The 14,067-nt window shown below is 67.4% G+C and carries 16 protein-coding genes; 7 read left to right on the plus strand and 9 right to left on the minus strand.

The features are described 5' to 3' along the window. Positions 1 to 175: 175 nt before the first annotated feature. Together Q1A87_RS02000 and Q1A87_RS02005 are read right to left on the minus strand one after the other, a co-directional pair. The gene (locus Q1A87_RS02000) at positions 176 to 718 is read right to left on the minus strand and encodes a hypothetical protein (RefSeq protein ID WP_299646549.1); all 543 of its coding nucleotides are present in this window, start codon (positions 716 to 718) and stop codon (positions 176 to 178) included. Next, entirely contained in the window at positions 715 to 3,024 is a 2,310-nt protein-coding gene (locus Q1A87_RS02005) for a DNA topoisomerase IV subunit A (RefSeq protein WP_299646551.1), read from the minus strand. Before Q1A87_RS02005 ends, Q1A87_RS02000 begins: the two co-directional genes overlap by 4 nt. 211 nt (positions 3,025 to 3,235) lie before the next feature. Here Q1A87_RS02005 and Q1A87_RS02010 point away from each other — a divergent pair, with 211 nt between their 5' ends. The 6 genes from Q1A87_RS02010 to Q1A87_RS02035 all read left to right on the plus strand — a co-directional run bounded on the left by Q1A87_RS02010 (position 3,236) and on the right by Q1A87_RS02035 (position 7,269). Beyond that, on the plus strand, positions 3,236 to 3,784 hold the full coding sequence (locus Q1A87_RS02010) for an SH3 domain-containing protein (protein WP_299646553.1): 549 nt from the start codon (positions 3,236 to 3,238) through the stop codon (positions 3,782 to 3,784). Between the two features lie 23 nt (positions 3,785 to 3,807). Then, complete coding sequence (locus tag Q1A87_RS02015) at positions 3,808 to 4,629, plus strand: SDR family NAD(P)-dependent oxidoreductase (protein WP_299646555.1); 822 nt, start codon at positions 3,808 to 3,810, stop codon at positions 4,627 to 4,629. A 46-nt stretch (positions 4,630 to 4,675) separates the two neighbouring features. Next, the gene (locus Q1A87_RS02020; RefSeq protein WP_299646557.1) at positions 4,676 to 4,879 is read left to right on the plus strand and encodes a twin transmembrane helix small protein; all 204 of its coding nucleotides are present in this window, start codon (positions 4,676 to 4,678) and stop codon (positions 4,877 to 4,879) included. Positions 4,880 to 4,881: 2 nt separating this feature from the next. Further along, positions 4,882 to 5,454: a cob(I)yrinic acid a,c-diamide adenosyltransferase gene (locus Q1A87_RS02025; protein WP_299646559.1), complete on the plus strand. Its 573-nt coding sequence runs from the start codon at positions 4,882 to 4,884 to the stop codon at positions 5,452 to 5,454. Positions 5,455 to 5,584: 130 nt separating this feature from the next. After that, positions 5,585 to 6,343, plus strand: a complete 759-nt coding sequence (locus tag Q1A87_RS02030; RefSeq protein ID WP_299646562.1) for an electron transfer flavoprotein subunit beta/FixA family protein — start codon at positions 5,585 to 5,587, stop codon at positions 6,341 to 6,343. Continuing rightward, positions 6,343 to 7,269 carry an electron transfer flavoprotein subunit alpha/FixB family protein gene (locus tag Q1A87_RS02035; RefSeq protein ID WP_299646564.1) on the plus strand — a complete coding sequence of 309 codons (927 nt, stop codon included), beginning with the start codon at positions 6,343 to 6,345 and terminating at the stop codon, positions 7,267 to 7,269. Before Q1A87_RS02030 ends, Q1A87_RS02035 begins: the two co-directional genes overlap by 1 nt. A gap of 56 nt (positions 7,270 to 7,325) precedes the next feature. On the opposite strand, the gene Q1A87_RS02040 is transcribed toward Q1A87_RS02035, so the two are convergent. Beyond that, positions 7,326 to 8,144, minus strand: a complete 819-nt coding sequence (locus tag Q1A87_RS02040) for a DUF6473 family protein (protein WP_299646566.1) — start codon at positions 8,142 to 8,144, stop codon at positions 7,326 to 7,328. Positions 8,145 to 8,301: 157 nt separating this feature from the next. On the opposite strand from Q1A87_RS02040, the gene Q1A87_RS02045 reads away from it, so the two are divergent. Further along, positions 8,302 to 9,177 carry a 3-hydroxybutyryl-CoA dehydrogenase gene (locus tag Q1A87_RS02045; RefSeq protein WP_299646568.1) on the plus strand — a complete coding sequence of 292 codons (876 nt, stop codon included), beginning with the start codon at positions 8,302 to 8,304 and terminating at the stop codon, positions 9,175 to 9,177. Between the two features lie 4 nt (positions 9,178 to 9,181). Here Q1A87_RS02045 and Q1A87_RS02050 read toward each other — a convergent pair whose 3' ends face one another. The 6 genes from Q1A87_RS02050 to Q1A87_RS02075 all read right to left on the minus strand — a co-directional run bounded on the left by Q1A87_RS02050 (position 9,182) and on the right by Q1A87_RS02075 (position 13,782). Then, entirely contained in the window at positions 9,182 to 9,451 is a 270-nt protein-coding gene (locus Q1A87_RS02050; protein WP_299646570.1) for an HPr family phosphocarrier protein, read from the minus strand. Between the two features lie 26 nt (positions 9,452 to 9,477). After that, a complete protein-coding gene (locus Q1A87_RS02055) occupies positions 9,478 to 9,870 on the minus strand; it encodes a PTS fructose transporter subunit IIA (protein ID WP_299646572.1) in 393 nt (130 codons plus the stop codon). Continuing rightward, positions 9,867 to 10,787: an RNase adapter RapZ gene (gene rapZ / locus Q1A87_RS02060; RefSeq protein WP_299646574.1), complete on the minus strand. Its 921-nt coding sequence runs from the start codon at positions 10,785 to 10,787 to the stop codon at positions 9,867 to 9,869. Before rapZ ends, Q1A87_RS02055 begins: the two co-directional genes overlap by 4 nt. A 67-nt stretch (positions 10,788 to 10,854) precedes the next feature. Beyond that, positions 10,855 to 11,319, minus strand: a complete 465-nt coding sequence (locus Q1A87_RS02065) for a serine kinase (RefSeq protein ID WP_299646576.1) — start codon at positions 11,317 to 11,319, stop codon at positions 10,855 to 10,857. Between the two features lie 11 nt (positions 11,320 to 11,330). Further along, entirely contained in the window at positions 11,331 to 13,070 is a 1,740-nt protein-coding gene (locus Q1A87_RS02070) for a sensor histidine kinase (RefSeq protein WP_299646578.1), read from the minus strand. 10 nt (positions 13,071 to 13,080) lie between these two features. Continuing rightward, positions 13,081 to 13,782 carry a response regulator transcription factor gene (locus Q1A87_RS02075; protein ID WP_299646579.1) on the minus strand — a complete coding sequence of 234 codons (702 nt, stop codon included), beginning with the start codon at positions 13,780 to 13,782 and terminating at the stop codon, positions 13,081 to 13,083. Positions 13,783 to 14,067 lie beyond the last annotated feature (285 nt).

Here is a 14,067-nt window from a genome sequence, read left to right on the forward strand (position 1 = left end):
TGCCGTGATCCACGTGACCGATCGTCCCGATGTTCACGTGCGGTTTCGTGCGTTCGAACTTTGCCTTCGCCATGATGGGCCCCTGACTTGTAAGGGGGCCCCACGGACCCCCTGAATTGCATCGGGCGCCGTCTAGCCCCATGGACCCGGCTTGGCAAGGGCATGCGGCGGGCGATCAGGCGGGCAGGTCGAACCATTCCGGGCGGCGCAGCATCCAACTCTGGATCTTGCTCGCCATGTTGCGCGCCAGGGTCGTGAGCTGCGCCTCGGCGTCCTTCACGAGGCCCGACCCGAGGAGCAGCGAATTGGCCCCCTCGAAGGTCGTGATCTGGTGCGGACCGCCGATCTTCTCCTGCGGTTCTGCGGTCCAGAGATTGGCGGTGACGACGAGGATCGATTTCGGCGTCAGCAGGACGGGGATGCCCGGCGGGGCGAGCGCATAGCCGTCGATGGCGACCGCGATGATGAAGTCCTTTCCGCCCGCGTAGCGGCCGAACCGGCGCTCGATCTCGGAGGTCATGGCACGCTTGAGCTCCGCGTCGGTCGCGTTCCGGGAGGGCGGGATCTTCTTCGCGGTCTCGGGAACGACGACCGTGTCGGCGAGCTGGAAACTTCCCATTTCCGGCAGGTCCACCCCGAGCGGGTCAGGCACGGCGCAGGCCGAGAGCCCGGCGAGCGACAGCCCCCCGAAGGCCCGCCGGGTCAGCGCGTCACTCATGCCGGAGCGAACCGGTTGTCGCGGGGGAACCCTCGGGGCGCCATGCGGCCGGACTGGGCCCGCTGTCCCAGCCATTCGGCCAGGTCCGGCTCGTAGCGGATGCGCCCGGCCGGATCGGCCCATCTGAGTCCGTCGGCCAGCGTCAGGACGGTCACGTCCGACAGACCCCCGTCCTTGAACTTCTGAAGCCGCACGCCCTTGCCGCGCAGCATCTCGGGAAGCTCGGTCAAGGGGAAGACCAGCATCTTGCGGTTGTCGCCGATACAGGCGACGTGATCGCCCTCGGCCACGATCGGGCGCAACGCCGCGTCGCCGGCCTTCACGGTCAGCACCTGCTTGCCGGCGCGGCGCATCGCGACCATCTCCGCCTCCGGCACGACGAAGCCGTCGCCGCGGTTCGAGGCCAGCAGCAGCTTGCGGCCGGGCTGGTGGATCAGGATGTCGACGATAGCGGTCTCGTTGGGCAGGTCGATCATCAGGCGCAGCGGCTCGCCCATCCCCCGCCCGCCGGGCAGCGCGGAGGCCTGAATGGTGAAGGCGCGGCCGTCGCTGCCCCAGACGATGAGCCTGTCGGTCGTCTCGGCGTGGAACTTGAAGGCGGGACCGTCGCCGTCCTTGAACTTGAGCTCGCGGTCGAGCGGCTGATGCCCCGACAGCGCCCGGATCCAGCCCATGCGCGAGCAGACGACGGTGATCGGCTCGCGCTCGATCATCGCCTCGAGCGGCACGTCCTCCACCTCGACCGCGTCGGCGAAGTCGCTGCGCCGGCGGCCGAGCTCGGTGGCCTTGCCGAAGAGCTTGCGCTGCGCGCGGAGCTCGTCGGCGATGGCCTTCCATTGCAGCCCCTCCTGCGCCAGCAGGTCCTCGAGACCGGCGCGTTCCGCCATCAGCGCGTCACGCTCGCGCAGCAGCGCCATCTCCTCGAGGCGGCGCAGGGCGCGGAGGCGCATGTTCAGGATCGCCTCGGCCTGCACCTCGGTCAGCGTCTGGTCGCGGTCGGTCGGCAGGGGCGAACGGTAATCGCCCTCGTCCCGCGCCCGCACGTAACCCTCGCCCCAGGGCTCGTGCATCAGTGCGGCCTTCGGAGCGTCGTCGTAGCGGATGATGTCGATGACCCGGTCGAGGTTCAGGAAGGCGAGGATGAAGCCCTCCAGCACCTCGAGCCGGTGGTCGATCCTCTGCATCCGGTGACGGGACCGGCGCAGGAGAACCTGGCGCCGGTGGTCGAGGAAGGCCTGCAGGACCTCGCGCAGCGAGCAGACCCGCGGCGTCAGCCCGTCGATCAGCACGTTCATGTTGAGCGCGAACCGCGTCTCCAGCTCCGACAGCCGGTAGAGCGTGTTCATCAACACGTCCGGATCGACGTTGCGCGACTTCGGCTCGAGCACGATGCGGATGTCGTCGGCGCTCTCGTCGCGGATATCGGCGAGGATCGGGACGCGCTTGGTCGTCACGAGCTCGGCCAGTTTCTCGATCAGCTTGCCCTTCTGGACCTGGTAGGGGATCTCGGTGACGACGATCTGCCACTGCCCCTTCCCAAGTTCCTCGACATGATGGCGCGCCCGCAAGCGGAAGGCGCCGCGTCCCGTGCGGTAGGCTTCGAGGATGCTCTCCCGGGGCTCGACGATGAGGCCGCCCGTTGGAAAGTCCGGCCCGGGCACGTGCTCGAGCAGGGTCTCGTCGCGCGCGTTCGGCGACTTGATGAGATGCAGGCAGGCCGCGATCAGCTCGTCGAGATTGTGCGGCGGGATGTTGGTCGCCATCCCGACCGCGATCCCCGCGGCGCCGTTGGCGAGCAGATTCGGCACGGCGGCGGGCAGGACCACCGGCTCCCGCAGCGTGCCGTCGTAATTGTCGCGGAAGTCGACCGCGTCCTCGTCGAGCCCGTCGAGCAGCGCCTCGGCCAGCGCCGTCATCCGCGCCTCGGTGTAGCGGGCGGCGGCGGGGTTGTCGCCGTCGATGTTGCCGAAGTTCCCCTGCCCGTCCACGAGCGGATAGCGGACATTGAAGTCCTGTGCGAGCCGCGCCATCGCGTCGTAGATCGCGGCGTCGCCGTGCGGGTGGTAGTTGCCCATCACGTCGCCGGAGATCTTGGCCGACTTCCGGAAGCCGCCGTTCGAGGACAGGCGAAGCTCCCGCATGGCGTAGAGGATGCGGCGATGCACCGGCTTCAGACCGTCCCGCGCATCCGGCAGCGCGCGGTTCATGATGGTCGAGAGGGCGTAGGTCAGATAGCGGTCGCCGATGGCCCGGCGGAGCGGCTCGGAGATCACGGCCTCGGCGGGGGGGTCGGTCGGCTCGTCCATGGGCGCTGCGTCTAGCGGGCCAGTCCTCACGGCACAAGCCGCCCCGCCGGGTGAAGACGTCGCCCGGTCTCCGAACGGTTCCTTAACGGCTTCGTGCTAGAGCGCGCGGGCCGGCGATGTTAACCTTCGGGGGCGCATCCGAGGAACCTCCGCCGTGCCACGCGGTTGGATCACCATTCGAGATCGCATCATTCCGGAAGGCCGGCCCCGCATGCTGAAGATGACCCTGACCCTTTGCATCGCGATCTATGCCGGCTTCGTGGTCTGGGGCCAGCCACTGGAGCAGACCGGCGAAACCGCGCCCGCCCGACCGGCGATGACGATGCAGTCCGGGCCCGGATACGACCGGCCCGTGATCCTGTCGACCCCGCAGACGGGCCAGGCGGCCGTGACGCGTGCCGCCGTGACTGCGACGGTCGTGCCCGACGCCGCCGCGATCGCCGCGGCCACGCCGGCTCCGGACGCAGCCAAGGCACGGCGCATCGGCGAACCGACCCTGGTCCGTCTGGCCAGATCGAACGCGGACGCGGCCGATCCCGTGGCGGCCGCAGCCGAGCCGGAAGGCGACCTGTTCCGGGTCACCGGCTCGCGGGTCAACATGCGCGGCGGGCCCTCCACCGCCTACGGCGTGATCGACAGCCTCGCCGAGGGAACACTGGCCGAGGCGATCGGCGAGACCGTCGATGGCTGGCGGGAAATCCGCGACGTCGAGACGGGGCGCACGGGGTTCATGTCCGCGCGGTTCCTGCAGCCCGCCTGATCCCGGAGGGGCCCCCGAAGCCGGTGACGCGGTCCATCCTCATCACCGGCTGTTCGAGCGGCATCGGCCTCGACGCGGCCACCACGCTCGGCGCGCGCGGCTGGACGGTGTTCGCCGCCTGCCGAAAGGCGAAGGACTGCGACAGGCTTCGCGACCAGGGATTCATCGCCCCCCGGATCGACTACGAGGATCCGTCCACCATCGCGGCCGCACTGGACGAAATATGGCCTCTCACCGGCGGCCGGCTCGACGCGCTCTTCAACAACGGCGCCTACGCGATCCCGGGTCTCGTCGAGGACATGCCGACCGACGCGCTCCGCGCGATCTTCGAGGCCAACGTCTTCGGCTGGCACGAGCTGACGCGGCAGGTCATCCCGGCCATGCGAGCGCAGGGAGCGGGCCGGATCGTGCAGAACTCCTCCGTCCTGGGCTACGCCGCCGCGCCGTGGCGGGGCGCCTACAACGCGACGAAGTTCGCGCTCGAAGGTCTGACCGACACGCTCCGGATGGAGATGCGCGGCACCGGGCTGCACGTCGCGCTGATCGAGCCCGGCCCCGTCACCTCCCGGTTCCGCGCCAACGCGCGGGAACAGTTCGAGCGCTGGATCGACTGGCGCGCCTCGCCGCGCCGCGCGGATTACGAGGCGCTGATGCACCGGCTCTACCGGGACAACACGGCGCGGTTCGAGTTGCCGCCGCGCGCGGTGACCCGGGCGCTGATCCACGCGGTCGAAAGCCCGCGCCCCCGTGCGCGCTACCGCGTGACGGTGCCCTCCACGCTCGCCATGCTGATGAAGCGCGCCCTGCCCACGCGCGCGATGGACGCACTCGTCTCGAAATCCTGACGCGCCGTCCTACCTGCGGAGGCCAGACGCGAAAGAAGGATGCGACATGCGCGACGACCCCCTCTTCTACATCGTGGCCGGCGCCTGCCTGCTCGTCCTCGTGATCCTGCTGACCGGGATCGGCGGGTTCGCGAAGGGTGGCGAGTTCAACCGGAAGCACGCGAACCGCCTGATGCGCTGGCGCATCTACGCGCAGTTCGCGGCGGTCGTGCTGCTTATCGGGTTCGTCTGGCTGAGATCGGGGAGCTGAGCATGGTCGTCCTGAGCAAGATCTACACACGCACCGGCGATGCCGGCACCACCGCGCTCGGCGACGGGACGCGCGTGCCGAAGACCTCCGCCCGGGTCGAGGCCTACGGCACGGTGGACGAGGCGAACGCCACGATCGGGCTGGCCCGACTCCATGCGGAGGGGGAGCTGGACGATCGGCTGGCCCGCATCCAGAACGACCTGTTCGATCTGGGGGCCGACATGTGCCGGCCGGGCATGGCGCGGGACGCGGAGGCCGAATATCCCCCGCTTCGGATGACGCAAGGACAAGTCGATCGGCTGGAAGCGGAGATCGACGCGATGAACGACGCGCTCGAGCCGCTTCGCAGCTTCGTGCTGCCCGGCGGCAGCGCGTTGGCCGCGCATCTCCATCTGTGCCGCACGGTGACCCGGCGCGCCGAGCGGCTGGCGATGGCGCTGGCGGGTCAGGAGGACGTGAACGCCGCCGCGGTGACCTATCTCAACCGGCTCTCGGACTGGTTCTTCGTGGCCTCGCGGATCGCCAACGACGACGGCCGCGCGGATGTCCTGTGGGTGCCGGGCGCGAACCGCTGACCCGCATCCGGCGGCGCCGTTCGCGCGCGTACGGTGCGTCACGAGGCTCTGCCGCGTCGTTTTCGGCCTGTCGGGGCCTGCGCGCATTCGGTAAACGGCCGGCGAAGCTGTCTTGCAGGAGGTGATCGCCATGAAGATCCTGGTGCCCGTGAAACGGGTGATCGACTACAACGTGAAGGTCCGCGTGAAGGCCGACGGGTCGGGCGTCGATCTTGCCAACGTGAAGATGTCGATGAACCCGTTCGACGAGATTGCCGTCGAGGAGGCGATCCGCCTGAAGGAAGCCGGCGTGGCCGAAGAGGTCGTGGCCGTGTCGATCGGGGTGAAGCAGAGCCAGGAGACGCTGCGCACCGCGCTCGCGATGGGGGCCGACCGGGCGATCCTCGTGGTGGCGACCGACGACGTGCATCAGGACATCGAGCCCTTGGCGGTGGCGAAGATCCTTCAGGCCGTGATCGAGACGGAGCAACCTGGCCTCGTCCTCGCCGGCAAGCAGGCGATCGACAACGACATGAACGCGACGGGTCAGATGCTGGCGGCGCTTCTGGGCTGGAGCCAGGCGACCTTCGCCTCTGAGGTCAAGATCGAGGGCGAGCATGCCGTGGTCACGCGCGAGGTCGATGGCGGGTTGCAGACGATCCGCGTAAAGATGCCGGCCATCGTGACGGTGGATCTGCGCCTGAACGAGCCGCGCTACGCCTCGCTCCCGAACATTATGAAGGCCAAGAAGAAGCCGCTCGAGGAGAACAGCCCGGCCGATTTCGGCGTCGACGTCACGCCGCGGCTGGAGGTCGTCAAGACGACCGAGCCGCCGGTGCGCAAGGCTGGGGAAGTGGTCAAGGACGTGGACGAGCTGGTGGCGAAACTCAAGGAAGCGGGAGCGGTGTGATGGCGGTTCTTCTGATCGGCGAGGTCTCGAACGGCGAGCTCAACCTCGACGCCACGGCGAAGGCATTGACGGCCGCAAGGCAGCTCGGCGATGTGACCGTGCTCTGCGCGGGCGCGCAGGCGGCCGCTGCGGGCGAGGCGGCGTCGAAGCTCGAGGGCGTGGCGAAGGTGCTTGTGGCAGAGGACCCATCTCTTGGCCACCGGCTTGCCGAGCCGACGGCGGCGCTCGTCGTCTCGATGGCCGGCGATTACAGTCACATCGTCGCGCCCTCCACCACCGACGCGAAGAACGTCATGCCGCGGATCGCCGCGCTGCTCGACGTGATGATCCTTTCGGACGTGTCGGCCGTTATCGACGCGGACACGTTCGAACGGTCGATCTACGCGGGCAATGCGGTGCAGACGGTCAAGTCCTCGGACGCGGTCAAGGTGATGACGGTGCGAACCACGACCTTCGATGCCGCGGGCGACGGCGGCCCGGCTCCGGTCGAGACGATCGCGGCGGCCGAGAATCCGGACCTGTCGGAATGGATCGAGGACAAGGTGGCGGCGAGCGACCGGCCCGAGCTCACCTCGGCGGCCCGCGTCGTCTCCGGCGGACGCGGCATCGGCTCGGAGCAGAACTTCAGGATCGTCGAGCAACTGGCCGACAAGCTCGGCGCGGCCGTCGGCGCCTCCCGCGCGGCTGTCGACTCGGGCTACGCGCCGAACGACTGGCAGGTCGGGCAGACCGGCAAGGTGGTGGCCCCCGAGCTCTACGTCGCGCTCGGCATCTCCGGCGCGATCCAGCACCTCGCGGGAATGAAGGACTCGAAGATCATCGTCGCCATCAACAAGGACGAGGAAGCACCGATCTTCCAGGTCGCCGATTACAGCCTCGCCGGCGATCTGTTCGAAATCGTCCCGGAGTTGATCGAGAAGCTTTAGACGTCAATTGGGAAGGCGGGGCGCGGCGTGAAGGTTCGCCGCGCCTCTTTCGTGGGTCAGAGCGTGAGGCCCCGCGGATTTCGTATGACCTCCGCCACGGCCTCGGCGATGCGCGCATGCGCGGCCGGCGACAGGCACTGGCGGGCCACGTCCTCCTCGAGTTCGGGATAGACCATCTCCGTCGTGTCGATCTCGAGGAAGTCCTGCGTGACGTCGCAGCGGACGATTCCGTCCAGGGTTTCCGACAGCGTGTGCAGCATGTCGGGCGTCACGAAGTGCGGCTCGACCCCCAATCCCTGATCCCGGCGATCCTCGATCGACAGCAGGATGCGACGCCCCGGAACCCGTTCGATGAGGGATCGCATCCGCGCGATCCAGGCGGTCGCGAGCTCTTGCCTCACGAGCTCGAACTTCTCCGCCGAAAGCTCGCGGAGCCTCAGAAGCATGTGCCGCGTGAAGGAGAACTCGCTGAAGTCGACATCCGGGTAGAGGTTGTCCATCGCCACCGACCGCTTCAGGAAGCGGTCGTTGCGCCGGCGGTGCACGGTGTAGAAGCGGTTCGACATGTTCGCCGCGCCCATCGCCTGCAGCACGACGGTCTCGGCACCCTCGATGACCTGCATGATGTCGTCATCCTGGTAGAACGCGTCGATCCCCGCGTTCTGCACGCCCAGATTGACCACTTGCCGCCCCGTCCGTTCGGCCAGTCGATCGGTCAACGGGTCCGCGACGTAGCGTCCGTAGATCTCCGAGCTGCCTACGACGACCGTATAGGGCGTGTCGAGCCGAACGGCCGGCCCCCGAAAGATCGTGCGCGAGCTGCCGTAGCGGCATGGGTGATAGTCGAGTTCGGTAACGCGTCCTTCGTAGGTCATGCCGATCCACACGTGATTCGAGGTCTGGCCAACACTGTCGCACCACCCGATTACCGTTCGGTTGAACGTTGGATTCACCGACAATTGGCGCAATGGCCGGGCGCTTGCCCCCCCGGCCGTCGCTGCTATGGTCCGCGCGAGAAGACGGGGGCGGGACATGGACATCGAAAGCATCGGCATCGTCGGCGCGGGACAGATGGGCAACGGGATTGCGCATGTCTGCGCGCTGGCGGGCTACGACGTCCTCCTGAACGACGTACGGCAGGAGGCGCTCGACGACGCCGTCGGGCTGATCCGCCGCAACCTCGATCGACAGGTCTCGCGGGAGAAGATCTCCGCCGAACATCGGGACGCCGCGATGGGGCGCATCCGGACGACGCTGACGCTCACCGATCTCGGCGCGACCGACCTCGTCATCGAGGCCGCGACGGAGCGGGAGGACGTCAAGCATGCGATCTTCGCCGAACTGCTTCCCGCCCTGGGCGAACGGACGATCCTGACCTCGAACACCTCCTCGATCTCGATCACCCGACTGGCCAGCCGCACCGACCGGCCGGAGCGCTTCATGGGGTTCCACTTCATGAACCCGGTTCCCGTCATGCAGCTTGTCGAGCTCATCCGCGGGATCGCTACCGACGAAGCGACCTACGCGGCCTGCCACGGCGTCGTCGAGCGCCTCGGCAAGACGGCGGCGACGGCGGAGGACTTCCCGGCGTTCATCGTCAACCGCATCCTGATGCCGATGATCAACGAGGCGGTCTACACGCTCTACGAGGGCGTGGGGAACGTGAACTCGATCGACCAGGCGATGAAGCTCGGGACCAATCACCCGATGGGGCCGCTGGAGCTCGCCGATTTCATCGGGCTCGACACCTGTCTGGCGATCATGAACGTGCTCCACGACGGGCTGGCCGATACGAAGTACCGCCCCTGCCCGCTCCTGACAAAATACGTCGAAGCGGGTTGGCTCGGCCGCAAGACGCAACGGGGCTTCTACGATTATCGCGGCGAGACACCCGAGCCGACGCGCTGAACGCCTACATTCCCTCGCCGAAGAAATCGGCGACCAAGGCCGCCAGCGCGTCCATCAAGGGTTCCGCCTCGGCGCCGGACGTCTCGACCTCGATCCTGTCGCCGCGGGAGGCGGCGAGCATCAGGAGCCCCATGATCGAGTCGCCGGTCGCTTCCATCCCGTCGCGCCGGATCCACGCCCGTGCATCGAAGCGCTCCACCGTCTCGACGAACTTCGCCGAGGCACGCGCGTGAAGCCCCTTCTCGTTCACGATTTCGAGTTGTCGTGTGGCCATCATCCCCCCGAGCGGTCAACCCGCTCTCAGGCGGCCGGTCCCTGTGCCACGTCCATATACCGCGTTCCGGCCGCTTTCGCCAAGGCCACCGCCTCGGCCAGGGGCTTCGACCGACTACGCGTCAGCTTGATCAGCGCCGGAAGGTTCGCGCCGTAGAAGATTACTCGATCCTGGGGCCGGCAGGCGCATTTGGCGAGGTTCGAGGGTGAGCCTCCGTAGAGATCCGTCACCACGATCACGCCGTCGCCCGAATCGACGCTGTCGGCCGCGGCGCAGATCTCGGCCGCCTTGCCGTCACGATCGCAGGAAGCAGCGACCGAGATCGCGCGGAACCCCTCCTGCGGCCCCATGACATGCTCGACGGCAAGCCGGTATTCCTCTGCGAGCCCGCCATGGGCGACGATGACGATGCCGATCATGCGGCGGATACCCCGTGGTCCCGTGTCCCCGGACCCTTGTCGACCGCCCCGTTGCCGCGGCGGTCCAATTCCCGATGTCGTTTAGATACCTGCCACCCTTGCTCGGCAAGGGTTTCGCAGAGCATTTCCGTGACGGCAACCGAGCGGTGCCGCCCCCCGGTGCAGCCGAACCCGATGCCCAGATGGGCCCGCCCCTCGTCGCGATAGGCCGGCAGGAGCGACAGGATCAAGCCACGCGTGCGGTCGTAGAAATCCGCAAACCGCGGATCGGCCACGACGTGATCGCGGACCTGTCCATCCTGACCGGTCCCCTGTCTGAGATCCGCGACCCAGTGCGGGTTCGACAGGAACCGCACGTCCATCACGATGTCGAGACCGCGCGGCACGCCGCGCTTGTAGCTGAACGATTGCACTGAAATCGCCAGTCGGCGGTCGTCCTCGCCGAACCAACGCAGCACCTCGGCCTTCAAGTCGTGCACGGTCAGGGCAGTCGTGTCGATGACGACGTCTGCATGATCGGGCACATCCGCAAGTATCGAGATCTCACGTGCCACACCCGTTTCGACATCCTCGAACGGCGCCAGCGGATGACGGCGACGCGTGGAGGAGAACCGTGCGACGAGGGTGTCCGGCGCGCAATCGAGATAGAGCAGGCGGACCGCGAAGTCGGGTCGCGTGCGCAGCCGAGCTGCGAGCGACAGCAACGCGTCCACGCTGAAGTCGCGGTTTCGGACATCGATGCCGAGGGCCAGCGGCCGGTCCGTCCCCGTCTCGAGCAGGCGCGCGGTCAGCGAAAGCGGTAAATTGTCGATGACCTCGAACCCGGCATCCTCCAGCGCATGGATCGCCGTCGAGCGCCCGGCCCCGGAGGGCCCGGTCACGAGGATAAGGTCGATGGAGTTTGTGGAATGGGTCATGGCGATGATCTGGCTATGCCATAGATATGTTTCCGAAGGCTTTCCGGAAGACGGCCCGGACGGATGCTCACGTCGCGGTGAGCCAGAGCGCGACCTTCGCCGCGGTATCGTGACGGGCCGGGTGACGCAGAAGGGGCAGCGAACAACCCAGCAGGCATACGATCTCTGCGTCCGGCAACCGCGCCGCCGATGCCCCGAGATGCAGAACCGCCTTGAGCGCGGTCGCCCCCTCGTCCGGTACCGTCACGATTCCCAGACCACGCAGCTCCATGCAGGACGGTGCGTGCTCCGGACGCGCCCCGGTCAGGCTCGCACCGGTCCGCGTCACGACAACTACATCGTCGGAGACGAGCTTGGCCCCCATCATGATGAGCTGTGCGGCGAGTCCCGTCTTGCCCGCGCCGGCGCCACCCAGGACGAGCAGACCGCGCCCGTTCAACGCGATCGCGGTTCCGTGAATCGTCCCGCGATCCGTATGCGTCCGGTGCAGGCGGAAGAGCGCGTCGCCGTCGATCGCATCTTCGGCGGCCACCCGATCGCCCGTCAGACCGGAAGGCCGACGACGAAGCGCGCCCCCAGCGGTTCGGAGGTGATGTCCATATCGGTCGGGCGGATGTTCTCGGCCCAGATCACGCCGCCATGCGCCTCGACGATCTGTTTGGAGATGGCGAGGCCGAGGCCGGAATGGTTGCCGAACTGCTGCACGGGGCGCTCGGAATAGAAGCGGTTGAAGACCTTGGTCAATGCGGCTTCCGGGATTCCGGGCCCGGTATCCTCGACGACGACGAGGACGCGATTGTCGCGTCGCCGCATCCACACGCGGACCGCGTCGCCCGCCTCGCAGAAGGACAGCGCGTTGGTGATGAGGTTCACGAAGACCTGCGCGACACGTGCCTCGAGGCCCATGATGACGACCGGCTCCCGCGGCAGGTCGGTGATGAAGTCGATCCCCTGCGCGTCGGCCTCCTGCGCATGGTAGATGCCGAGATTGGTGATCATCTTCACCAGGTCGAAGGATTCCTCCTCCTCCTTCACCAGTTCGCTGTCCAGCCGCGACGCGTTCGAGATGTCGGAAACGAGGCGATCGAGCCGCCGCACGTCGTGCTCGATCACCTCGAGCAGCCGGTGCCGCTGCTCGTCCGTCTTCGCCAAGCGCATCGTGCCCACGGCGGACCGAAGCGAAGCGAGCGGGTTCTTGATCTCGTGCGCGACGTCGGCCGCGAATTGCTCGTTCAGGTCGATCCGGTCGTAGAGCGCGCCGACCATGCCGCGAAGCGCCCCCGAAAGCCGTCCGATCTCGTCGGGCCGTGCAGTCAGGTCCGGGATGCGGACACGCTGCGGCGACATCTTGCGGGCGTGGCGGTCGCGACCGAGCTCGGCCGCCGCCGAGAGGTCGGAGAGAGGGTTGGCGATCGTCGAGGCGAGAACCAGGCTCAGACCGATCGACACGAGAAGCGCGATGACGAACATCTGCAGCAGCTGCTCGCGCTCCACACGGACCAGCGCGTCGATCTCGCCCGCACGCGTCGTCACCGAGATCGTGCCCGTCTGCGAGCCCCCGAACATGATCGGCGTGACGACCGTGAAGAGCCGGCCCTCGGCCCCATTGTAGCCGCGGATGATCGTTTCCCCCGGTCGGGCCTCGGCCACGAGATCCCGGGCCATTGCCTCTGGATCGGGCGCAAGGCCTTCGTCCGGATCGAAGAGCGCCGAGACGAGTTCCCACAGCCGGTTCAGCGCGGAGGTGATGACCGTCGTCTTCTGCGGCGTCGCGTTCAAACCCGACACGGCGGTCGGTTGCGCGTCGCCGATATCCGTTGCGACCATGCCCCCGCGCGTGTCGAAGACGTGCACGGTGACGCCAGGCGGCATCTCGATTCCGTCGAGCACCGCGCGCACGTCCCTCCCGTCGTCCGAAGCGAGGCCGAGCGGCGCATCTTCCGGTAACGAAGCCTCGATAACCTCCGCGAGCAGCAGTGCTTCGGTCACGAGCCCCTGCTCGCGCTGCACGATCAGGCTGTCACGCGACGGGTTGAGAAACAGCACGCCGCCCACCAGCGTGAGCATGGCGAGCAGGTTGAAGAAGATGATCTTCCGCGCGATCGGCGACCGGTCGAGCGAGAACAGGCCCCGTCCGTCGCGCGCGCCGTCGGGCTCACCGTCGAAGGCCGATGTCGCGGATTGCGACCCGGAAGGAAACCCACGCGCAGCATTGCGGTGGCGTCGAAACCTGCCACGGCCGGACGTATCGGCCTCGATCTCGAGATCGGTCGCGGAGGCCATCTTGCGGAGCCTATTCCTCGTTGTAGCGGTAGCCGATGCCGTAGAGCGTTTCGATCGCGGTGAATTCGGGGTCGGCGGCGCGCATCTTCTTGCGCAGGCGCTTGATGTGGCTGTCGATGGTCCGGTCGTCGACATAGACCTGATCGTCGTAGGCGACGTCCATGAGCTGGTCGCGGGACTTCACGAAGCCCGGGCGCTGCGCCAGCGCCTGCAGGAGCAGGAACTCCGTCACGGTCAGCGTGACGTCGCGGCCCTTCCACTTCACAGCGTGGCGCAGGGGGTCCATCGACAGCTCGCCGCGGACCATGACCTGCGTGTCCTCGGGCGTGTCGGTCTCGTCAGAGGCGATCGCTTCCTGCCGGCGAAGGATCGCCCGGATGCGCTCGACGAGGAGCCGCTGGCTGAAGGGTTTGCGGACGTAGTCGTCGGCCCCCATGCGCAGGCCGAGGACCTCGTCGATCTCGTCGTCCTTCGAGGTCAGGAAGATGACCGGGACAGAGGATCGCTGCCGCAGCCGCTGCAGCAGGTCCATCCCGTCCATGCGCGGCATCTTGATGTCGAACACGCCCAGATCGGGAAGCTGCTTGCCGAAGGCGTCGAGCGCGCTCTGACCGTCGTTGTAGGTCTCGACCTCGAAGCCTTCCGCCTCGAGAGTCATGGAAACGGACGTCAGGATATTCCTGTCGTCGTCGACGAGCGCGATCCGCGACATGCCATCGTCCTCTGGTTGCCTGTCAATTCTACTGCCGGTGTTTTGTCGCAAGGTCCGCGAAAACCACCGGCGTATTCAACTCAATTCGCGAACCAAGTGATTCGCAGGGCGGACTGTGGCCCGTGTGCAATTACTGTCGGGTTAAGTCATTGTCCGCGACCCGGCACAAGTTTTCGCTAACACGGCGGGATGGTGGCGCTAACGAGGCCTTCCCCCCTCCGGCCGCCATGTTACATCTCTGCGACAGGTCGAAAATTCCGTCGAGGGGGCGGAAGTTGTCGTCCT

Source organism: uncultured Jannaschia sp., from assembly GCF_947494055.1.
Classification (GTDB): domain Bacteria; phylum Pseudomonadota; class Alphaproteobacteria; order Rhodobacterales; family Rhodobacteraceae; genus Jannaschia.